The sequence below is a fragment of the Streptomyces sp. NPDC005485 genome, from assembly GCF_040606085.1.
Taxonomy (GTDB): Bacteria; Actinomycetota; Actinomycetes; order Streptomycetales; family Streptomycetaceae; genus Streptomyces.
In genome coordinates, this window is record NZ_JBEXDZ010000109.1 from 1 (window position 1) to 22085 (window position 22085).

General features: G+C 70.5%; 17 protein-coding genes and 1 pseudogene. 9 read left to right on the plus strand and 9 right to left on the minus strand.

Annotation, left to right across the window (positions count from 1 at the left end):
- Both ABZS97_RS30050 and ABZS97_RS30055 read left to right on the plus strand, forming a co-directional pair.
- Positions 1-285: thiamine pyrophosphate-dependent enzyme (locus ABZS97_RS30050; RefSeq protein ID WP_356142615.1), on the plus strand; the 285-nt coding region annotated here is incomplete at its 5' end.
- Positions 286-357: 72 nt separating this feature from the next.
- Positions 358-1851: a CoA-acylating methylmalonate-semialdehyde dehydrogenase gene (locus tag ABZS97_RS30055; protein ID WP_356142617.1), complete on the plus strand. Its 1494-nt coding sequence runs from the start codon at positions 358-360 to the stop codon at positions 1849-1851.
- A gap of 60 nt (positions 1852-1911) precedes the next feature.
- Here ABZS97_RS30055 and prcB read toward each other — a convergent pair.
- The 3 genes and pseudogenes from prcB to ABZS97_RS30070 all read right to left on the minus strand — a co-directional run bounded on the left by prcB (position 1912) and on the right by ABZS97_RS30070 (position 6197).
- A pseudogene (gene prcB / locus ABZS97_RS30060) lies at positions 1912-2766 on the minus strand (proteasome subunit beta).
- A 138-nt stretch (positions 2767-2904) separates the two neighbouring features.
- Positions 2905-4641, minus strand: a complete 1737-nt coding sequence (locus ABZS97_RS30065) for an aldehyde dehydrogenase family protein (RefSeq protein WP_356142619.1) — start codon at positions 4639-4641, stop codon at positions 2905-2907.
- Positions 4638-6197 carry a GMC family oxidoreductase N-terminal domain-containing protein gene (locus ABZS97_RS30070; RefSeq protein WP_356142621.1) on the minus strand — a complete coding sequence of 520 codons (1560 nt, stop codon included), beginning with the start codon at positions 6195-6197 and terminating at the stop codon, positions 4638-4640. The genes ABZS97_RS30065 and ABZS97_RS30070 overlap by 4 nt, the downstream gene beginning before the upstream one ends.
- 174 nt (positions 6198-6371) lie before the next feature.
- On the opposite strand from ABZS97_RS30070, the gene ABZS97_RS30075 reads away from it, so the two are divergent.
- The 4 genes from ABZS97_RS30075 to ABZS97_RS30090 all read left to right on the plus strand — a co-directional run bounded on the left by ABZS97_RS30075 (position 6372) and on the right by ABZS97_RS30090 (position 10856).
- The gene (locus ABZS97_RS30075; protein ID WP_356142625.1) at positions 6372-7571 is read left to right on the plus strand and encodes a helix-turn-helix domain-containing protein; all 1200 of its coding nucleotides are present in this window, start codon (positions 6372-6374) and stop codon (positions 7569-7571) included.
- 204 nt (positions 7572-7775) lie between these two features.
- Positions 7776-9179: a Si-specific NAD(P)(+) transhydrogenase gene (sthA, locus tag ABZS97_RS30080; RefSeq protein ID WP_356142627.1), complete on the plus strand. Its 1404-nt coding sequence runs from the start codon at positions 7776-7778 to the stop codon at positions 9177-9179.
- A gap of 78 nt (positions 9180-9257) precedes the next feature.
- Positions 9258-9878, plus strand: coding sequence for an L-threonylcarbamoyladenylate synthase (locus ABZS97_RS30085; RefSeq protein WP_356142629.1), 621 nt, complete (start codon positions 9258-9260; stop codon positions 9876-9878).
- A 132-nt stretch (positions 9879-10010) separates the two neighbouring features.
- Positions 10011-10856, plus strand: coding sequence for an LLM class F420-dependent oxidoreductase (locus tag ABZS97_RS30090; protein WP_356142631.1), 846 nt, complete (start codon positions 10011-10013; stop codon positions 10854-10856).
- A gap of 33 nt (positions 10857-10889) precedes the next feature.
- Here the strand turns inward: ABZS97_RS30090 and ABZS97_RS30095 are convergent, their stop codons facing one another.
- From ABZS97_RS30095 to ABZS97_RS30110, 4 genes are all read right to left on the minus strand, one after another.
- A complete protein-coding gene (locus ABZS97_RS30095) occupies positions 10890-12251 on the minus strand; it encodes a cupin domain-containing protein (RefSeq protein WP_356142633.1) in 1362 nt (453 codons plus the stop codon).
- Between the two features lie 110 nt (positions 12252-12361).
- Entirely contained in the window at positions 12362-12928 is a 567-nt protein-coding gene (locus tag ABZS97_RS30100) for a cysteine hydrolase family protein (RefSeq protein WP_356142635.1), read from the minus strand.
- Between the two features lie 28 nt (positions 12929-12956).
- Positions 12957-13844 carry an MHYT domain-containing protein gene (locus ABZS97_RS30105; protein WP_356142637.1) on the minus strand — a complete coding sequence of 296 codons (888 nt, stop codon included), beginning with the start codon at positions 13842-13844 and terminating at the stop codon, positions 12957-12959.
- Positions 13845-14084: 240 nt separating this feature from the next.
- Positions 14085-14735 (minus strand): DUF4360 domain-containing protein, encoded by a 651-nt coding sequence (locus ABZS97_RS30110; RefSeq protein ID WP_356142639.1) that lies wholly within the window; start codon positions 14733-14735, stop codon positions 14085-14087.
- A gap of 396 nt (positions 14736-15131) precedes the next feature.
- Between ABZS97_RS30110 and ABZS97_RS30115 the strand changes: the two genes are divergently transcribed.
- The 3 genes from ABZS97_RS30115 (at position 15132) to ABZS97_RS30125 (ending at position 19415) form a co-directional block, all read left to right on the plus strand.
- Entirely contained in the window at positions 15132-15338 is a 207-nt protein-coding gene (locus tag ABZS97_RS30115) for a hypothetical protein (protein WP_356142640.1), read from the plus strand.
- Positions 15339-15428: 90 nt separating this feature from the next.
- The gene (locus tag ABZS97_RS30120; RefSeq protein WP_356142641.1) at positions 15429-18233 is read left to right on the plus strand and encodes a SpoIIE family protein phosphatase; all 2805 of its coding nucleotides are present in this window, start codon (positions 15429-15431) and stop codon (positions 18231-18233) included.
- 270 nt (positions 18234-18503) lie between these two features.
- Positions 18504-19415, plus strand: coding sequence for an NAD-dependent epimerase/dehydratase family protein (locus ABZS97_RS30125; RefSeq protein WP_356142642.1), 912 nt, complete (start codon positions 18504-18506; stop codon positions 19413-19415).
- Between the two features lie 54 nt (positions 19416-19469).
- On the opposite strand, the gene ABZS97_RS30130 is transcribed toward ABZS97_RS30125, so the two are convergent.
- A complete protein-coding gene (locus ABZS97_RS30130; RefSeq protein WP_356142644.1) occupies positions 19470-20273 on the minus strand; it encodes a phosphatidate cytidylyltransferase in 804 nt (267 codons plus the stop codon).
- Positions 20270-22048 (minus strand): histidinol-phosphate transaminase, encoded by a 1779-nt coding sequence (locus ABZS97_RS30135; protein ID WP_356142646.1) that lies wholly within the window; start codon positions 22046-22048, stop codon positions 20270-20272. The genes ABZS97_RS30130 and ABZS97_RS30135 overlap by 4 nt, the downstream gene beginning before the upstream one ends.
- Positions 22049-22085 lie beyond the last annotated feature (37 nt).

Consider the following 22085-nt stretch of genomic DNA (forward strand, 5'->3'; position numbering starts at 1 on the left):
GGCAGCGGCGCGCCGCTGCCGGTGGACCTCGCGGCCAACGCCGCCAGCCTCGGCATGGACGTCCTGCGCGCCAAGACCGTGCGCGAGCTGCGCGAGGCGCTCGCCGAGGCCCGCGCCTCCGACCGGCCCACCTGCGTGTACGTCGAGACCGACCCGACTCCCACCGCTCCGCCCGCGGAGGCCTGGTGGGACGTGCCGGTGGCCGAAGTGGCCGCCCGCGAGGCTGCCGTGACCGCCCGCGAGGCGTACGACCGTCAGGTCGCCGACCGCCACATCCACCTCTGACACCCCTCCCGCTCCCCTTCTTCTCCTTCCCTCTCCGGCTTCCCTTCTCCGGCTTCCGAAAGGCCCCGCACCATGAAGACCATCACCCACTGGATCGGCGGCAAGCCGGTCGAGGGCGCCTCCGGGCGCTTCGGCCCCGTCTACAACCCGGCCACCGGAGCCCAGGAGAAGCAGGTCGCCTTCGCCTCGGTCGACGACGTCGACACGGCCGTGGCCTCGGCCCAGGCCGCGTTCGAGAGCTGGGGCGACACCTCGCTCGCGAGGCGCACGGCGATCCTGTTCAAGTACCGCGAGCTGCTCGACGCGCACCGCGACGAGATCGCCGAACTGATCACCGCCGAGCACGGCAAGGTCCATTCGGACGCGCTCGGCGAGGTCGCGCGCGGCATGGAGATCGTGGAGCTGGCGTGCGGCATCGCCGACAAGCTCAAGGGCGAGCTGTCCACGCAGGTCTCCACACGGGTCGATGTCGCCTCGATCCGTCAGCCGCTGGGTGTCGTCGCGGGCATCACGCCGTTCAACTTCCCCGCCATGGTGCCGATGTGGATGTTCCCGCTCGCCATCGCCTGCGGCAACACCTTCGTGCTGAAGCCCAGCGAGAAGGACCCGTCGGCCTCGTTCCGGCTGGCCGAACTCGCCTCCGAGGCCGGCCTGCCGGACGGCGTGCTGAACGTCGTGCAGGGCGACAAGGTGGCCGTGGACCGCCTGCTGGAGCACCCCGACGTCGTCGCGGTCTCCTTTGTCGGCTCCACGCCGATCGCCAAGTACATCCAGCTCAAGGGCGTCGAGCACAGCAAGCGCGTGCAGGCGCTCGGCGGCGCCAAGAACCACATGCTCGTACTGCCCGACGCCGACCTGGACTTCGCCGCGGACCAGGCGATCAACGCCGCGTACGGCTCGGCGGGCGAGCGCTGCATGGCGGTCTCCGTCGTCGTCGCCGTGGGCGACATCGGAGACGAGCTCGTCGACAAGATCGCCGAGCGGGCGAAGGGGCTGCGGATCGGCCCGGGCAACGACCCGTCGAGCGAGATGGGCCCGCTGATCACACGGGAGCACCGCGACAAGGTCGCCTCGTACGTCTCAGGCGCGGCGGCTCAGGGCGCCGAGGTCGTCGTCGACGGCACCGGCTACGCCGTCGAGGGCCACGAGGACGGCTTCTTCCTCGGTGTCTCACTGCTCGACAAGGTGCCGGTGACGGCGGACGCCTACAAGGACGAGATCTTCGGCCCGGTGCTGTGCGTGGTGCGCGCCGACACCTACGACGACGCCATCGAGCTGATCAACAGCTCGCGTTGGGGCAACGGCACGGCGATCTTCACACGGGACGGCGGCGCCGCCCGCCGCTTCCAGCTGGAGGTCAAGGCGGGCATGGTCGGCGTGAACGTGCCGATCCCGGTCCCCGTCGGCTACCACTCCTTCGGCGGCTGGAAGGACTCCCTCTTCGGTGACCTGCACATCTACGGCAACGACGGCATCGCCTTCTACACACAGGGCAAGGTGATCACCACGCGCTGGCCCGACCCGTCGGACGCGGGCATCAACCTCGGCTTCCCGAGCCACTCCTGAGATGCGGTGGCCGGTGCGCTTCCCCTCGCACCGGCCACCGCCTGCCGGCCGTTCGGCCGGTCAGGGAGCGGCGGTCGGCCCGTCCGGCTGACGCCGGCGCTGTTCGACCATCTCGCGGCTGAGTTCCTCCGCCTCCGCATCGGGCAGCCGCTCGAAGCCCTTCTCCGTGATGACCGAGACGATGGGGAAGATCCGCCGGCTGATGTCGGGGCCGCCGGTCGCGGAGTCGTCGTCCGCGGCGTCGTAGAGCGCCTGGAGCGCGGCCAGGGCCGCGTCGCGCCGGGACATCCCCTTGCGGAAGAGTTTCTTCAACGCGCCCCGGGCGTACGGGGATCCCGAGCCCTCGGCGTGGAAGTCCGGCTTCTCGTAGGGGCCGCCTGTGACGTCGAAGCTGAAGATGCGGCCGTTCTCACCCTCGGGGGCCGTGACGTCGTATCCGACCAGGAGCGGCACCACGACCAGGCCCTGCATGGCCTGTCCCAGGTTCTCCCGGATCATGCCGGCCAGCCGGTTCGCCTTCGCGTTGAGGGTCATGGGGATGCCCTCGATCTTCTCGAAGTGCGTCAGTTCGACCTGCTACAGCTTCACCATGTCGAGGGCGACTCCGACGGTGCCCGCGAAGGCCACCGCGGTGTAGTCGTCCGTGGGGTGCACCTTTTCCAGGTCGCGCTGAGCGATCAGGTTCCCCATGGTGGCCCGCCGGTCGCCGGCGATCATCACGCCGTCACGATAGGAGAGCGCCAGGACCGTGGTGCCGTGGGGGAAGGCGTCCGCCGGCGGGTGGACGCCGTCGGGCAACTGTGGGCGGGTGTTCAGCAGTTCCGGTCGGTGGGCCGACAGGAACCCGGTGAAGGACGAGGTGCCCGGGGTGAAGAACTCCTCCCCCAACCGACCGTCGTTCTCACTCCGTGCCATCCCTCTCCCCCTCCGCCGTGGGCGCACGACGGAGTCCTACCATGCCCCGACGCACGGAAAACGCCGCTCTCCGCAAGGCACTTCCCACCAGCGGCGCCGGGGCAGGGTCGACCTGATTCCGTCCAGAGCCTCCTTCGGTCAGCCGCGCAGAGCGGACGCGAAGATCTTCGGGAGGGCCGACCAGCGGGGCCGGGCGGCGAAGTCGACGAGCAGGCGGCCGGTGCCGGCGCCGGTGCGGTTGGTGACGAACCACGGCGGCTTCGGGGACATCGACAGCTCCCCGTGCAGGACGGATCGCGGTGCCGGGCGGAAGGGGCCGCGGACGACGGTGCGTTCGGGTCCGTCGAGGAGAACGGCGTTGTGCACGACGCCGATTCCGCTCTGCACGTCGTCGACGGTGTGTCCGGGGAAAGCGCCCCAGCTGGCCCGTGCGGTCAGGTAGCCCAGGCCGGTCCAGGCGTTCAACGCGACAGTGCCGTACCGCAGTTCGGCGATCGCCAGCTCCAGGGCCTCGCCGAGCTCGGCGATGGTGCGCGGGTGGGCGATGACGTTCACGCCGAGGGTGCCGGTGAACTTCTCGTTCGCCGTACGCACCGCCGTGTCCAGGAACTGCCGGGCGTCACCCGGCAGTTCGAGGACGCCGAGCACCGGTGCGAAGTACTCGGTGGTGAGAGCCGGGCCGGGTTGCCGCTCATCAAGGCCTTCGACAAGCAGCCGCTCGCCGATCCTGCGGGCGTCCGGATAGGCGGTGAGCGCCTGCCCGACCCGCTCGTCGCTGCCCGGGTAGTAGGCGGCACGCTGCGGCGCCTCGGCCAGGACCGCGCGCAGCTGTTCCAGGAACCGGTCCTTCTGCGGCCAGTCGGAACTGATGACGACGACCTGGCTGGCCACACAGTTGTAGCCGCCGTTGTGGAGGCGCTGCGTGACCACATGCTCGGCCTGGAACCGCAGATCGGCCTCCGACCAGGTGCCCGGCACCACGATCGTCGGTGAGACTCCGCCGAGTTCGCTGGTGATGTCCTTGTCCAGGAGCGGCGTGCCCGCCTGCTTGCGCGCGGCGCCCTCGGCCCCCGTGCCGTAGACGATCGCGTCGTGCGTCAGGGCGCTGCCGGTCATGTGGACGTGTCGGATCCGCGGATGGTGGACGAGATAGGTGCCGACGTCGGCGCCGCCCGTCACGATGCGGACGACGCCCCGTTCGATCAGCGGGGCGAGCACCTCGCTGAACACGTCGTGGAGGCCGTCCGTGAGCGGGTTGAGCTTCAGCGCGACGACCCGGTTGTGGGCGTACAGCTCGTAGAGCACGTCGAGGACGGGGATCGAGGTGATGTTGCCGGCGCCCAGGACGACCCCCACTCCCCCGGTCTCCTCGGGCCTGCGCAGTCCGAGTCCGGCGCCGCCGCGCACGGCGTCGGAGGTGACGCCCGGCGGCATCCAGACCTCGGCGCTGAAGCCGCTGAGCAGCAGCCGGTCGTAGGTGTCGTGGGGCAGGACGCGGACGGCGACCCGGCCGCCCGGCGCCCGTCCGAGGGAGAAGTCGTCGACGGGACTGCGCCCCTCCTCCAGGGCACGGACGCTCTGGGCGAGCGCGCTGGTGCCGATCAGCACGGGGTAGGGGCCCGAGGTCCACTCCTCGCCGAGCAGCGCGTCCTGGTCGGGAAGCTTCTTGTACGCCGCCGCGGCACGCACCCAGGCCTCGGCCCGCGCCGCGGTCGCCTCGTGCACGCGCTCCAGCAGCGTCCGGCGCTCGGCCAGACCGCAGGCCGCCCACGCCGCTTCGCCGCGGACGAGTTCGTCCACGATCCGGTCGATCCCCTCCGTCCTCTCCGCGGTCGGCGCCGGAATCGGGGTCGGGGCCGGGGTCGGGCTTGTCATCGTGCGGTCTCCTTGATCAGGTCGGCCGCCTTCTCGGCGGCCATCACAGTGGGGGCGTTGGTGTTGCCGCGCGGCACCGTCGGGAACACCGACGCGTCGACGACCCGCAGGCCCTCGACGCCGAGCACGCGCAGTTCGGGGTCGACCACGGAACCGATCGCGCAGGTCGACGTCGGATGGAACAGGGTCATCCCGCTCCTGCGCGCCCACGCGAGCAGGCCCGCCGCGTCGGCGTCCGGTTCGGGGATGTCGTGCGGGCCGGTGATGACGTCGGCCAAAGGACCCTGTCGCGCGATGTCGAGCGCGCTGCGCACGCCTGCCACGATGCACTCCTGGTCCTCGGCGGTCGTCAGGTAGTTGTGCACGATGCGCGGCGCGGAGTCCGGCCGGGGCGTGCGCAGGGTTACCAGGCCGCGGCTGCTGGGGGCGAGGACGCACGGGCCGAGGGCGAGTCCGTGCTCGGCGACGGCGCCGAGCCCTTCCTGGTGGAACAGCACCGGCGCCATGTGGAACTGCCCGTCCGGCGCCTCCAGTCCGTCCCGGCTGTGGAAGAACCCGCCCGCCTCGCCGATGTTGGAGGTCAGCGGGCCGCGTCCCTCGTTCTGCAGGAGCGCCGCGTTGTCCGCACTCGCGGCGGTGAGCAACGACTCGACGTCGGTGCGGAAGTTCAGCAGCGCCATGTAGTGGTCCTGGAGACCCTGGCCGACGGGAAGGTCCTGCGCGACGTCGATGCCGAAGGCCGCGAGCGTCGCCGCCGGACCGACTCCCGACAGCATCAGCAGTTTCGGCGACTCGTAGGTGCCCGCGCAGACGAGCACCTCACGCTCGGCGCGCACCAGCTCGACCGCTCCGTCGCGGGCGATCTCCACCGCGCGCGCCCGGCCGCCCTCGATCACCACCCGCTGGGCGTGGGCCGCGGGCAGCAGGGTCAGGTTGGGGCGCTCCAGCGCCGGGTGCAGGTAGGCGACGGCCGTGCTGCACCGCAGGCCGCCGCGCTGTGTCAGCTGGTAGGGCCCGACGCCGAGCTGGGTCGGCCCGTTGAAGTCGTCGTTGCGCTGATGCCCGGCCTTCAGGGCGGCTTCGACGAAGGCTGCCGCCAGGGGGTGGCGGGAGCGGCCTTCGCTCACGCTCAGCGGTCCGCCGGCGCCGTGGTAGGCGTCGGCTCCGCGTTCGTTGTCCTCGGAGCGCAGGAAGTACGGCAGTACGTCGGCGTAGGACCAGCCGGTGGCGCCGGCCGCGGCCCACCCGTCGTAGTCGGCCCGGTTGCCCCGGATGTAGATCATCGCGTTGGTCGAGCTGCACCCTCCGAGCACCTTGCCGCGGGGCAGATAGGCCCGGCGCCCGCCCAGCCCCGGTTCCGGCTCCGAGTCGAGGTCCCAGTCGAGGGCGCTCTTGAACAACTGGCCGAACGCGGCCGGGACATGGATCTCCTGAGCCGTGTCGGGCCCACCGGCCTCGATGAGAGCCACACTCACGGAGGCGTCCTCCGAGAGCCGCGACGCCAGCACACAGCCGGCTGATCCCGCCCCGACGACGACGTAGTCGTACGTGTTCACCCGATCTCCTTTGACCAGACACGAACTGTGCACCTGCCGCATCCGCGGAACCGTGCCGCGACGTACTGCCCGTGATATTCACGGCTCGGTGCCGGTTGCGGCCATAGGCGGTCGACGGAGATATGGGGACTCACGTTGTGCCGTCGCACAATCGGCAGGGTCTACGATGCCTGCGTGACGACGCTGTTGCCCGCCGAACACCCCGGCCAGGGGGTCGACCTCATCGGTCTGCTGCTGCGGTCGGTGGACGCCCTCGCCGACGAACTGACCCAGGACATCGTCAGCGGCGAGCACTCGTACGCCGAGAGCACGCTACTGACCCACGAGGTGCTGCGCGAGACCGTCTGCGATAACCTCCGTACGGTCCTGATGGCGTTGCAGGGCCTGCCGACCACGCTCGACGCCCCACGGGCGGCCGGTCGGCTGAAGGCCGAACAGGGCATCCCGCTCGACGCGTTGCTGCATGCCTATCGGCTGGCGGGCCGGTTCGTCTGGGACCGGTTGCTCGCACTGGCCGTCGACGCGGGCGGCACCGACCAGCTGCTGCCGATGGCGTCCGACATCTGGCTGATGATCGACGAGTACTCCAGCGCCGCCGCCGAGGCCTACCGGACCACCTTCGAGGAGCAGGCGCGCCGCGAGGCCGCCGCCCGCAGCCTGATGCTGACGACGCTGCTCGACGGGAGCGCGCGCGACAGCGCCGGCGCCCGGGAGATCGTGCGTGTCCTGCATCTGGAACGTCCGGGCCCGTTCGTGGTGGTGTCCGCCGAGATCAACGACGCCAGTGAGCCGCTGCCCTCCGTCGAGGGGCGGCTGCGGGCTGTCGGCGTCGGTTGCGAGTGGATCCAGAAGGACGGCGCGAAGGTGGGCCTCCTCGCGCTGCCGAGCGGGCACGCGGCCGAGACGGCCCTCGCCGAACTCGCCGGGTCCGCGCTGTCCCGCGTCGGGGTCAGCCGCCCCTTCGCCTCTCCCACCGACGCGCCGAAGGCGTGGTGGGAGGCCCGGCTCGCGGCGCGCTGTCTGCCGCCGGGTTCCACGGGCGCGCATCTGTACGGCAGTTCACCGATCGCCCTGCTCGCGGCGGCGTCGCCGGACGCCGCGGCGCAGGTGGCATGTGCCGTGTTCGGGCCGCTGCGCACTCTGCCGGAGGCGGAGCGCCTGACCCTGCTGGAGACCCTTGACGCCTGGTTCGCCTGCGGGGGCTCGACGACGAAGGCGGCCGACCGGCTGCACTGCCACCGCAACACCGTGCTGTACCGGCTCAACCGCATCGCCGAGCTGACCGGCCGCCCCACCACGCACGCCGAAGCGTGCGCGGAGCTGTTCATCGCGCTGCGGGCGATTCGGCTGGGCTCGCCGATCACCGAGGGCTGACCGGATCGGGGGGTACGCGCCCACCGGGCTCCTGGAGGAGAGGGAGGCCGGATCCGGCGCGTGCCGCGTCCGACGTCGTACGGCCGGCCTGTTTGGTTCGGTGCGTCACGCGCGCTTCGGGTGCCTGCGTGCGTCGCCGTGATCGGGCAGCCGTTGCCCGTTCACCCTTTCCGGGAGGGGCGTCGGGCTGACAGACTCCGGAGGGTGCCCGACTTCGACATGCTTGTCATCGGATCCGGCCCCGGCGGGCAGAAGGCTGCCATCGCGGCCGCCAAGCTCGGCCGCCGGGTCGCCGTCGTCGACCGCCCCGACATGGTCGGCGGGGTCTCCATCCACACCGGGACCATCCCCTCCAAGACCCTGCGCGAGGCGGTCCTCTACCTCACCGGACTCACGCAACGCGATCTGTACGGCCAGAGCTACCGGCTCAAGGAGGACATCACCGTCGCCGACCTGACCGCGCGCACCCAGCACGTGGTGGGCCGTGAGGTCGACGTCATCCGCAACCAGCTCTCGCGCAACCACGTCTCGCTGTTCGGCGGCACCGGCCGCTTCGTGGACGATCACACGGTCGCCCTGCGCGAAGTGACCGGCCGCGAACGGCTGTTGAGCGCGCAGCACATCATCATCGCCACCGGCACCCGGCCCGCGCGGCCCGCGACCGTCGAGTTCGACGAGCGGACCATCATGGACTCGGACAACGTCCTCAATCTGGAGCAGGTGCCCCGCTCCATGGTCATCGTCGGAGCGGGCGTGATCGGCATGGAGTACGCCTCCATGTTCGCCGCGCTCGGCAGCAAGGTCACCGTCGTCGAACAGCGGCCGGGGATGCTCGACTTCTGCGATGTCGAGGTGATCGAGTCGCTCAAGTACCACCTGCGCGATCTCGCCGTCACCTTCCGCTTCGGGGAGACCGTCTCCGCGGTCGAACGGCACGCCCGGGGCACCCTGACCATCCTGCAGAGCGGCAAGAAGATCCCGGCGGACGCCGTGATGTACTCCGCGGGCCGGCAGGGCCTGACCGACGAACTCGACCTGGACAAGGCGGGGTTGTCCGCGGACCGGCGCGGCCGGATCACGGTCGACGAGCACTACCGCACCGAGGTTCCGCACATCTACGCCGTGGGCGACGTCATCGGTTTTCCCGCGCTTGCGGCGACCTCGATGGAGCAGGGCCGTACGGCGGCGTACCACGCGTGCGGCGAGCCGGTGAACCGGATGCACAACCTGCAGCCCATCGGCATCTACACGATCCCGGAGATCAGCTTCATCGGACGGACCGAGGACCAGCTCACCGAGGACAGCGTGCCGTTCGAGGTCGGCATCTCCCGCTATCGCGAGCTGGCCCGGGGGCAGATCATCGGTGATTCGCACGGGATGCTGAAGCTGCTGGTGTCCCCGGAGGACCGCACGCTCCTCGGGGTGCACTGCTTCGGCACGGGGGCCACCGAGCTGATCCATATCGGGCAGTCCGTCATGGGCTGCGGCGGCACGGTGGACTACCTGGTCGATGCGGTCTTCAACTATCCGACGCTCGCGGAGTCCTACAAGGTCGCCGCCCTGGACGCCACCAACAAGATCCGGCAGGTCGACCGGCTGCGGGAGTGACCGGCAGCGCGCAGGTCCCGCGACACCGTTCGGCGGGACCTGCGCGAGCGCGGCCGATCAACGGCATAAGCTCGACGGATGGCGAAGTACTTCGACGTTCACCCCGAAAACCCTCAGCCGCGCACCATCGGCCAGGTCGCCGACAGCATCCGCTCGGGCGGGCTCGTCGTGTATCCGACGGACTCCTGCTTCGCGCTGGGCTGCCAGCTGGGCAGTCGCGACGGCATCGACCGGATCCGTTCGATCCGCCGACTCGACGACCGCCACCACTTCACCCTGGTGTGCCAGAACTTCGCGCAGCTCGGCCAGTTCGTGTATGTCGACAACGACGTGTTCCGCGCCATCAAGGCCTCGACGCCCGGCAGTTACACGTTCATCCTTCCGGCCTCGCGGGAGGTGCCGCGCAAGCTGCTCCACCCGAAGAAGAAGACGGTCGGAGTCCGCATTCCCGATCATGTCGTGGCCCAGGCTCTGCTCGCCGAGCTCGGAGAGCCGCTTCTGTCCAGCACGCTGCTCCTGCCGGACGAGACCGAGCCGATGACCCAGGGATGGGAGATCAAGGAGCAGCTCGACCACGTGGTGGACGCGGTCATCGACTCAGGCGACTGCGGCACCGAGCCGACGACGGTCATCGACTTCTCCAACGGCGAGGCGGAGATCGTACGGCGAGGGGCCGGCGACGTCACACGATTCGAGTGACCCCCGGCTGAAGCGGCAGAGCCCCGAGACCACGTGGCAATAACCGATGGCTATGGTCACGGGTCTTGGACGTGACCTCGATCGCGGGCCGACGATGGATGGCAGGCACCGCCACCCGGAGGAGAGGTCACGATGCAACTCGGCGTCCACGGACTCAACACCAAAGCGACACTGGATCCGGCCGTCACCGTCCAACTGGCGCGGCGGGCGGAGGAGTTGGGATACAGCTCGTGGTGGGCCGGTGATCACGTCGTACTGCCGAGCCCGCGCACACCCCCGTCACCCATGGCTCCGACGGACCCGGTTCTCGATCCGCTGACGCACCTGGCGTACGTCGCCGCAGTGACCGAGCGTCTCGAACTCGGCACGGGCATCCTCATCCTGCCCCAGCGCAACCCGCTGGTCCTGGCCAAGCAGGCGGCGAGTGTGGATGTGCTCAGCGGGGGGCGGCTGCTGCTCGGGGTGGCGGCGGGTTTCCTCGAAGCGGAGATGACGGCCGTCGGGGTGCCGTTCAAGGAGCGGGGCCAACGCACCGACGAGTACATCGACGCGATGACGGCGCTGTGGACGCAGCAGCAGCCCGCGTTCGAGGGCCGATACGCCTCCTTCCGCGATGTCGACGCGCACCCCCGGCCGGTGCGGCCCGGCGGTCCGCGGATCATGGTCGGCGGGCACAGTCCGGCCGCATTGCGGCGAGCCGTCGCGCGCGGCCACGGCTGGATCGGCAACGGCGACTCCCCCGAGACCCTGGCCGGCCACCTCGCCGCGCTGAAGCAGGCCATGGCCGAGGTCGACCGCCCGGCCCGGCTGGGCCCGCTGGAGATCACCTTCGCCCATCTGGACCCTGCAACGCTCGACGCGGAAACCGTCCGGCGGTACGCCGCACTCGGCCTGGACCGGTTGCTTCTCTACCCCGTGCCGCTGGAGAACCCGGCTGACATCCTCGCCTTCCTCGAAGAGCGGGCGCCGACGGCCTGACGGTGGCCACGGATACGCGCGTCGGCGGTCAGGTCACGCCAGCAGCAAGAGATGCGCGTCGACCAGGGCCTGGCAGAGTTCCAGGCGCTCGCTCACGTCGAGGGCGAAGGACAGGTCCTGGGGCTGGAATTCACCGCACGCGGCGATGTGCCGTACCGCGCTGCCGAAGTGGTCCGGGACGGTGACCGTACGGCGCCCGAGCACGACATGCAGTCGCCGCGTCTCCGGCTGCCGGAACAGCGCGCAGGGCACCGTCTCCTGCCGGCGCAACCGTGTCGTGTCGTTCACACCGAAGAAGCCGAGCGTGTGGTCCGTCGCGAACGCGCCGGGTATGCGGTCCGTCAGCTCGGTGAGGAAGGTGCGGAGGTGTGCGGACCGGATCCGTTCGGAGTCCGCGTCATCGAGGACGGTGCGGAGACCGGCCATGAGCCGCTCGGTGGGTCCGGTCGTAGAGCCGCGGTCGTGGAGCCAGCCGACCGGCAGTTCGGCGTCCAGCTGCTCGGCGGGAAGGCTCTCTTCGAGCAGTTCGAGAAGGGAGGTCCGCAGCACGTCCCGCCAGGTGTTCGAGGTGACGCTGATGGTGACGTGCCCCGACTGGCCGCTCTGGGTGTGGGCCCGGTGCGGGGTTCCCTGGGGCATGTAGAGCACGTCGCCCGGGCGCAGCACCAGGTCGGTGAGCCCGGGCTCCATTCGGTGCTGCCGCTCCCAAGGCGTGGCTTCCAGGTGCCAGTTCTTCTCGCCGAAGGCCTGCAGCACGAAGACGTCGTGGGGATCGGAGTGGAGACCGAAGCCCTGGGCGGATCCGGGCGTGAGGTAGATGTTCGCCCGGCATCGATGCCCGAGGGCGAGTTCCAGTGAGCGGCAGAACGCCGTCAGAGGCGGGTGATACCAGTGCGCGCTCTGAAGAATGAGCGTGGCACCGCCGCGTACGGCGGCCGTCACCTCTGCGGGGCTCGCTATGCCGTGCGTCAGGTCTTCGAAGGTGCGCTCGACTTCCGTCATCCGGTGGTCGACCGGGCGCGGGTACACCTCGCGCAGAGACCTCAGATAGGACCCTCGGGGCAGGATGTCCCCCTTGCGCACCAGGCGAATCAACTCCGCGCGAAGCAGCGGCTGGCTGGTGAGCATGCGGTCGATGTCGCTCACATCGATCAGGTCACTGGCCGGAATCCCCTGCGTCACGACTTGCGCCCGTTTTCCCCACACATCGGCGATGAAGGGTTCCTCGTCGCCGACGCAGCGACGCAGCGTCTCCTTGTCGACCGGTAGCGTCCGTGCCGCGTCGTCGAGTGCTTCCGCTTCCTCGGGGAGCGAGACCAGCGAGCTCATCTGCCCGCGCAGCGATGCGGTGTTGACGATCTGGACCCTCGGCGCCTGTTGAGCAGTGGAGAGCATCGCGTCCTTCCGGTTCTGTCCGGCGTCACCCGGCAGGCAGTCTCGCTTCGGACGCTCGATTGCCACTCGACCGCTCCGCGGCCGGGAAGGTCAGGGAAGGCCGGGCGACCTCAACCGGCGTCGCCTCCGGCGAAGGTCACCTCCGCCGTACTCACGGTGTCCCCGCGGCGCCCCGGTGCGAGCTGCCCGTGCCAGTACAGGTTGGTGTGTGCGATCACCTGGCCCGGAGGCGGTGCTCCGTACGCGCTGAGGTCCTCCGTCGTATGGGCGTCGCCGACCAAGGTCACGTCGTAGCCGCGGACGAAGGCTCCGTGCAGGGTCGAGCGGATGCACGCGTCGGTCTGGGCACCGGTGACGATGACGCGGCCCACTCCGCGCTCGGCGAGCAGTGTCTCCAGTTCGGTGCCCTCGAACGAGTCGGAGTAGTTCTTGTGCACCAGCGGTTCCGCATCGTGGCGGACCAGCTCCGGAACGTACTGCCATCTCTCGCTGTCCCGCTGGAGCTGGTCGTCGGCGTGCTGCACCCAGAGCACGGGCACGTCCTCGGCCCGCGCCTTGCCGACCAGGGTGTTGATGTTGGCGATCACTCCGTCGCGGTCGTGGCTGCCCGCCATCACGCCGTTCTGGACGTCGATGACGAGCAGTGCGGTGTGCGGACGGCCGGGCAGAGTCGTCACGGGTGCCTCCTGTTTCAGTGCGGCTTCATCAGCCACGGTATTGCGTGGAGCGCTCGTGGGAGGTCCAGGCGGGCGGCTTGGGCTTCGCCTCTGATGCAAAGAAGGAACCCGAACCCGGCTGCCGCTGTGCGGAGTTGCCCCCGGAAGCGGGGCGCTGCGCCCCCGGACCGCCCCAGTCTCCTTCTCCGAGGACCAGGAGGGGGTCGAACATCACGACCACGCCGGCCAGGATCAGGAAGACGACCGGGCCGAACAGCATGGGAAGCATGATCGAGGTGGGTGAGCCGCCCAGCGAGGACGCTGTCGCGTCGCCGTGCAGGTGGACCCTGACCGCCGCCATGGCCGTGTAGTGCATGCCGCTCACGGCGACGCCCATGACGAGGCTCGCCCCCAGGCTCGCGAGGAAGCCGCGGATCGAGACGGCCGCCCAGAGAGCCGCGGTCGCGGCGACGACGGCGATCACCACGGAGATCGCGACGACGGTGGGGTCGTAGCGAATGTCGCCGCCCATGCGCATCGCGGCCATGCCCATGTAGTGCATGGCCGCCACCCCGAGACCGGTGATGGCACCGGCCGTGAGCAGGGCGGTCCGGCCGGCTCCGCGGTAGCCGACGATGAAGACGCCGATACCGACCACCAGGACGGCCACGAGCAGGCTCGCGAAGGTCAGGTACGCGTCGTACCGAATACGCGTCTCCTCGACCTGGAAACCGATCATGGCGATGAAATGCATGGTCCAGATGCCGCAGCCGATCGACGCCGCTCCGAGCGCCAGCCATCCGGGTTTCCAGGACCGTTTGTTGCGCAGCGATCTGGTGACGCAGCGCAGTCCGAGCGCGCCGCCCAGGGACGCCATCAGATAGGCCGCCACAGGCGTGACCGCGCCATAGCTGAATCCGTCGACTGTTCCTTGCATATGCCAAATCCCCCCAGACTCTGGCTCCTGCGTGGCAAAGGTCTACGGGGTCGGCGGTGCGAGAGCAAGCACTTTCAGTGGATTGCGTGTCAACTCCTCATCGAAAAGTGCGCAATAGGTGCACGAGTGCGTCATATCCGGTACGGATGTGGGGAGTTGAAGCCGGATCCGCCGCACGCCTGCACCGGCTCCGGTGCGCGGGAGCCGGTGCAGACGCGGATCAGGAGGGACCGCCACGGGTCACGTGTGGGGGCACTCCTTCCAGGCGAGGTGGTAGATGGTGCTGATGTCGCCGTCCGTGGAGTCCATGGTCATGAAGCTGGTGCTGCCGGGGGCTGAGCTGCCCGCGTTCACGCGCAGTTCGGTGTTGATGTTGAAGTTCCGTTGAACTCCGCAGGGTGCCCAGACCAGTTGGGCCCAGTCCGTCGTGTCGGTGGCCTGCCAGTTGTCGTCCTGGGGGCCGGCGAAGGCGTGGGTGAGCGACGCGGTGTTCGAGGAGCCCTGGAAGTAGTACGAGGCCTTCTCCGTGCTGTTGGCGCCCGGCTGGAGTGAGGCGAAGCCTCGGTAGTCCGCGCTCGCGATGGCGTAGGTGAAGCCCTGCGGGACATGGACGATCAGATTGAGCTGACAGTTCTTGCGGAACGCGGTGGGGTCGGCGTTGCCGCCCACCTGGGCGAGGTAGTTGCTGTAGGTCACCGTGAAGGCGGTGTTGTCCGGGGAGACCGCGACGGCGGCGGTTCCCTGGGGACAGCCGGAGCCGTTCACGGTGGCGACCTTGATGACGATGCGGTCCGGGGGCGGGTCGACGAACCCGGACGACGGGTCCTGCGTGGGGAGTGCGGTGGCGAACAGCGCGGCTATCGCGCCGCTCAGGAGCAGCCCACCAGTCATGGTTCTCCCATCCATTGCGTTGGCGTTCCGGCGGCGCGAGAGGTGCGCCGCCGTGAGTTGGGGGGTGCGGCCTCCCTGGTGCACGGAGGCCGTCGCAGACCGATTGCATGGGATCGAGCAGGGAAACTGACTGATCATGCACATGCCAATGCGGCAGGCACATTTACTCCCACCCTGTGAAGGAGCTGTGAAGGCCGGGAGTGATCGCAGCGTACGCACCCCTGCTTTTGGTGGACAGGGCGATCTCCAGCCATTCACCGCCGTCCCCGCGCCGAATCTCCCCCGTGCGCAAAGGGATCTCTCCGGACCTCTTTTCCACACCGTCCGCGTCGCGCGGGGTACCCGGAAAACCCGTAGCGTGAACCGTACGAGGCCCGTGACTGCCAAGGAGCGATCATGCCGATCAGTCAGCCCGATGCGCCCTCCCCCTCCGACGACACCACGACCCCCGACGCCCTGCTGCACACAGGCTCGGGCGGTGAGGTGTCCCCCGAGGACCTGGTGCTCGCCACCGGTCGCGACATCACCCCGCAGAACCTCGCCTGGGCCGAGCGAAAGCTCGCCGCGGAGGGGCCGGCAGCCCTGGACAAGCTGCTCCCGTAGGTCACCGGGCCTCCTGTGGGCGCCCTCGGCGCAAGTCACGGTGAGTGACGCTCCTCGCCTCCTGGCACCAGGCAGTGTAGATATGAGCACATGGTCCGACTCGTGGGTCGATCCTGGGCTCAGTCGACCCTCTCCCGCAAAGCCCTGCGCTCGCGGCGCGGGGGTGATCGCGTTCGCCCTGCGCACGATCACCAGGCATCGCAGCCGCCGCGCAGACCGGTGACGCCGAGGAGGTCGCACCGGGGCGGACGGCGCAGACGGTCCGCCGGAGGGCTCAAGTCGGCCCTGAGCGGGCGCAGCGTCGCCGGCCAGGTCTTCGTCCTTCAAGTGGTGATCGTGCTGCTGCTGGTCGTGGCAGCGGTGGCAGCGCTGGTGCTGCAGGTACGGCACGACAGCACCCAGGAGGCCCGCAACCGCTCACTCGCCGTCGCCGAGACGTTCGCGAACGCGCCGGGCACGCGTGAGGCCCTCAACAGCCCCGATCCCACGGCCGTACTGCAACCGCGGGCCGAGGCCGCCCGCAAGCAGTCCAAGGTCGACTTCATCGTCGTGATGAACACCGACGGCATCCGCTACACCCACCCCAAGCCGGACCGGATCGGCAAGAAGTTCGTCGGAACGCTGGCACCGGCATTGGCCGGCCGCTCCATCACCGAGGAGATCACGGGAACGATCGGACCGCTGGTGCAGGCCGTCGTCCCGATCAAGGCGGACGACGGCTCGGTGGTGGGTCTGGTGTCCGCGGGGATCACGACCGCCAACGTCGGCGGCGTAGCCGATCACCAGCTGCCGATCCTGCTGGCCGCCGCAGCGGTCGCGCTGGCCCTCGCCACGGGTGGAACGGCGCTGGTGAGCCGCCGGCTGCTGCGTCAGACCCGCGGCCTTGGCCCGTACGAGATGACACGGATGTACGAGCACCACGACGCGGTGCTGCACGCCGTCCGGGAGGGCGTGATCATCGTCAGCGGCGACGGTCAGCTGCTGCTCGCCAACGACGAGGCTCACCGGCTGCTCGATCTGCCTTCCCCGGCAGAGCGCAAGCACGTCCTCGAACTCGGTCTCGACGCGGACACCGCCGACCTCCTGGCCTCGGGGCGGATCGCCACGGACGAGGTGCACCTGGTCGGAGACCGGCTGCTGGCGATCAACCAGCGGCCCACCGACCTCCAGGGCGGCCCGCCGGGCAGTGTCGCCACGCTCCGTGACTCGACAGAACTGCGAGCGCTGTCCGGACGCGCCGAGGAGGCACGCGAACGCCTCAACCTCCTCTACGACGCCGGTGTGGGCATCGGCACGAGCCTGGACGTCACCCGCACCGCCGAGGCTCTCGCGGAGGTGGCCGTACCCCGGTTCGCGGACTTCGTCACCGTCGACCTCCTCGACGGCGTCCTCAACGGCGAGGAACCGGACGCGGCCACCGATCTGCACCGTACGGCGTTCAGCGGCATCCGCGACGACGCGCCGCTCTACCCGGTGGGCAAGCGGATCGCGCTGGTCGACTCCTCACCGCAGGCCCGCAGCCTCAGCTCCGGCGAGGCCGTCATCGAGCCCGACCTCAGGGACGCCGCCGGCTGGTACGCGCAGGACCCCGCACGCTCCGCGCAGGTCGTCGAGTACGGCATCCACTCGCTGATCACCGTCCCGCTGCGGGCGGGCTCCCAGGTGATGGGCGTGGCCAATTTCTGGCGTTCGCAGGAGCCCGACCCCTTCGACCTGGAGGAGCTGGCCCTCGCCGAGGAGCTGGTCGCCCGCGCCGCGGTCTCGATCGACAACGCACGCCGCTACACGCGCGAGCACACCATGGCCGTGACCCTGCAGCGCAGTCTCCTGCCACGCACCCTGCCCGAGCAGAGCGCCCTGGACGTCGCCTACCGCTATCTGCCCGCCCAGGCGGGAGTCGGCGGGGACTGGTTCGACGTCCTGCCGCTGTCCGGTGCGCGCGTCGCCCTCGTGGTCGGCGACGTGGTCGGCCACGGGCTGCACGCCGCGGCCACCATGGGGCGGCTGCGCACCGCGGTCCACAACTTCTCCGCCCTGGACCTGCCCCCGGACGAACTGCTCGGACTCCTCGACGAGTTGGTCGCCCGCGTCGACCAGGACGAGGCGGCGCACGACAGCAGCGCCGCAATCACCGGCGCCACCTGCCTGTACGCGATCTACGATCCGGTCACCCGGATGTGCACCGTCGCCCGCGCGGGCCACCCGATGCCCGCCCTGGTCCGGCCCGACGGGAGCGTCGAGTTCCCCGAGGTGCCGGCCGGCCCGCCGCTCGGGCTCGGGGGCCTGCCCTTCCGGACGGCCGAACTCGAACTGGAGGAGGGCAGCCGGCTGGTCCTGTACACGGACGGACTCGTCGAGGACCGGGACCGGGACATCGACGTGGGGCTCGATATGCTGCGCACCGCGCTCACCGAGGCCGACCCGTCCCCGGAGGAGACCTGCCGGACCGTCCTCGAAGCGCTCCTTCCGGCGCGGCCGAGCGACGACATCGCCCTGATCGTGGCCCGTACCCGTGCGCTCGAAGCCGACCGGATCGCCGACTGGCAGGTGCGCTCGGACCCGGCGGCCGTCGGCGAGGTGCGCGCCTCGGTCACCCGTCAGCTGTCCGCGTGGGGCCTGGAGGACCTGGCGTTCGCCACGGAGCTGATTCTCAGCGAGCTGGTCACCAACGCGATTCGCTACGGCAGCGATCCCATCCAGGTCCGTGTGCTGCGCGACCGCAGCCTGATCTGTGAGGTCTCCGACAGCAGCAGCACCTCACCGCACCTGCGCTACGCGGCCACCACCGACGAGGGTGGGCGGGGTCTGTTCCTCGTCGCGCAGCTCGCCGAGCGCTGGGGCACCCGCTACACCCCGGAGGGCAAGGTCATCTGGGCGGAACAGCCGTTGCCCTGATGCAACAAGGGGGCGGGGTGCGGCACCCGTCCTCCCCCGAAGTACCCAGGACAGGTGCCGCACGTTCTGTGCTCGCGCGCCGGTGACGACTGCGCGAGGTCCATACGATGCCGCGGGCCGCGGCGCGGGCACCTGAGGCACGGGTCCCGACCGCCACGGGCAAGGTGCCCGGGGCCCCCGGGACCGCGCGCGGACGCCTGCGAGATGCTGGGGTGCCGCCGTACGACGGCACAGTGGGCTCGACAGTCGCCCCCAACGAGGGAGTAGGTCATGTCAGTTGATGTCGTGGTGGGCGCGGGAAGCACCGGGGTCGCGACCGCCTCCTTGCTCGCGGACGCCGGCCGCCGCGTCCGCCTCGTGACGCGCAGCGGAAGCGGGCCCGAGCATCCGGGCATCGAACGCGTCGCGGCCGACGCCACCGACGCCGACCGGGTCACCGCAATCTGCCGGGACGCCACGACGCTGTTCACCTGCGCCGCTCCGCCGTATCACGCCTGGCCCAAGGCGTTCCCGCCGCTCTCCGCGGCCCTGCTCACCGCCGCGGAACGCACCGGTGCCGGTTATGTCGTGCTCGACAACCTCTATGCCTACGGGCAGGTCGACGGGCCGATGACCGAAGACCTGCCACCGGCTCCGAACAGCGTCAAGGGCGGTGTGCGGGCGCGGATCTGGCAGGAGGCGCTGGCCGCGCACCGGGCGGGCCGGGTGCGTGTCACGGCGGTGCGCGCCTCCGACTTCATCGGCGTCGGCGCCTCCTCCGTGTTCACGCTGGCGGTGGCCCCGAAGGTGCTGGCCGGCAAGCCGGCTCTCGTCCCCGGGGACCTCGACGCGCCGCACAGCTGGAGCGCCGTCCGGGACGTCGCCCGGGCACTGGTGGCTGTGTCCCGGGACGACAGGGCATGGGGGCACGTCTGGCACGTCCCCACCCCGGCGCCCGTCTCGGTACGCGAACTGGCCGGACTGCTGGCGCATACGGCCGGGGTCCGCGCTCCGAAGCTGCGCACCATGCCCGCCTGGATGCTGACGCTCGGCGGTCTGTTCTCGCCGACCGTGCGTGAACTCCCGGAGATCCAGTACCAGTTCCGGCAGCCCTTCGTCCTGGACTCCGCGCACACCGAGGAGACCTTCGACCTGAAACCGACACCGCTGGAGGTCACCTTGAAGGAGATGGCGGCCGCCTGACCCGTCGGGGTGGGGAGGGCCGCTGTCCGGATCCGCGGTCGGCGATCATGAGGTTCAGCGCAGGACAAGCACGACGGCCAGCGCGATGAGCAACGAGTCGATCCTGTCCAGCAGGCCGCCGGAGCCGGGTAGCCAGCGGCCGGCGTCCTTTGCCTCCACACCTCTTTTCACCATGGATTCGAGAAGGTCGCCGGCCGGGCCGCCGACCGCCACCGCGACCGCCATCGGCCAGCTCAGCGCGGACAGCACAGTGAGCACGCCGACGCCGGCCGCGGCCCCGGCCAGAGTTCCGCTCCACCGTTTGGCCGGTGACAGGGGTGACAGTCGTGGCCCGCCGAGCTGCCGACCGGCGAAGTACGCCACGATGTCGGCGATCGAGACCGCCACGAACAGCGCGAGCGCGCTCGCCCCGAGCGGCACCAGCGCCGCCACGACACTCAGCCAGGCCAGCCCGAGCATGCCTGCGCCGGTCCGGCGCAGGCCGTGGTCGGCGTCGCCGGCCAGGAGCGGCACCGCGGCCACCGCGAGCGCACCGATCCCGACCACCCGGAACGCCTCTCCGGGAGCCAGCCAGGCGGCCAGCACCACACCGGTCACCGCAGCGGCCAGCACCACACGGTCCAGCGGCCCGAGCTGCATCAGCCCGCCGAACTCCATCACCGCGATCACGCCGACCACGACGGCAATGGCCGCGGTGCCCGGGCGGCCCAGCCAGAACGCCCCGGTGACCAGCGGCACTCCGACCGCCCAGGCGCACCACCTGACCATCAGCTCACGACGCCGGGACGCCGCAACCGCGATACCGCCCAGGACCAGCGCCCCACCGAGGTAGGGCGCCAGGGAGGCCACCGTGATCACCTCGCGGCTCCGGCGGCGGGAACGCCGGTGGGCATCGCGAGGAGCGAGTCCGCGCCAGGGCGCAGCACGTCCAGGGCGGTCCGGCACGCGGCCACGATGCGCGCGTTCTCCGCCGTGTCCTTGACCGCGATGCGCACGGTGCGTCCTTGGTACTCCGACGACAACGGCGACAGGTCGCGCAGGTACACGTCGTGGCGGCGGCACTCGGCCACCAGTTGCGCGGCGCTCGGCCCGTCGGACGGCAGCGTCACGGTGAGGAAGTTCGCCACGGCCTCCTCGACCACCACGGCCTCGTCCAATCCGGCCAGACCGGTGGCCAGTTGCCGGCGCAGCACATGGGTGCGCTCCCAGCAGTCGCGGTAGTACGCCGGGTCGCGCAGGGCCTCCACCGCGGCGAGCTGGGCCGGGAGGCTGACCGGCCAGGGCGGTGTCCGCCGGCGTAGCTGCGCCGCTGTGGCCGGTTCGGCGACCAGGTACGCGGCCCGCATCCCGGACAGTGCATACATCTTGGACAGCGACGTGCAGACCACTGCGCGCGGGTCCGTCGCGGCGAGGCCGACGAGCGACTCGGCCGGGTCGACATAGCCCAGGTACGCCTCGTCGATCCACCAGCGGGTACGGGCGGGCGCGTCGGCGATCAGCGAGCGCAGCTCGGCGGCCGGCGCGTGGCGGCCGGTCGGGTTGTTCGGGTTGACCACCACCACGAGGTCGTAGCGGCCGGATGCGACCGCGGCGGACAGCCGGGCCGGATCGATCCGCCAGCCGTCCTCTCGGCGCAACCGGAACCGGTCCACCCGGCATCCGATCACCCGCTCCGTGACGTGGGCGTACTCGCCGTAGCCCGGGTCGGTGAGCAGCACCCTGCTGTCCGGGGTAAGCCACTGGCCGAAGGCCCTGAAGATCAGGTCGGACGAACCGGCGCCGACCGCGAGCGTCTCCACCGGCAGCGCCCGGGCCATGGCGACCTCCGCGAGCAGACCTTCGGCGTCGGTCGGCGGCGAGGTCCGGGCGGCCCAGCCCGGATCTTCCGCGAGCGCTGCCCGTACCCCCGGGGCCGGCGGGAACCAGGCGTCCAGCACGTCGGCCGCCACCACCTCATGGCGCCGCTGCAGACTGCGGAAGTCCGTGCCGATGGCGGTGAAGGAGGCACCGCCGTGTTCGCAGCCGTCCGGCCGGGGTGCGAACGCCACGTCAAGCCGCCAGTCCACCGCGGACCTCAGTCTCTCCAGCGTGGTGGCGTACCGGTCCCTCGCGAGTTTCGTCAGCTCGGTCACGCTGCCGGTCAGCACCTCGAACGTCAACGCACCGCTGTGCACGGTACGGCCGACCGGGCGCAGACCCGCAGCCAGGTACATGTCGAGCAGCTCGGTGCGGCCCATCGCGACCACCCGGCGGCCGCCCCTGGCGGCGATCCAGCGCAGCGCCGCGTACATCAGCAGCGGCGCCGCCCCGGTGGCGCGCCAGCGCGGTTCGACGGTGAGGATGCGCACCTCGAACAGATCGTCCTCGTCCAGCAGCGGCAGTTCGTCGCGGGTGAGGTACTTGTCCAGCGCGTACCGCCCCGCCCAGGGCGCGGTCAGGCTGACAAAGCCGATCCGGGCCTCTCCTCGCGCCGCGACGAGGTAGACGTTGTCACCGTCCAGCCCGTCGCGAAGCCGCCCGCCCGGATTCGGCGCATGCTGGCCCAACTCCTGTGCGTACACCCGGTGGCGCAATTCATGGATCCACTCAAGGTCCTCCGGAGTGGCAGCACGCACTTGCAGGTCACGGCCCATCAGTACCTCTCTCGACGCAAGGGGACTCCATCCTGGG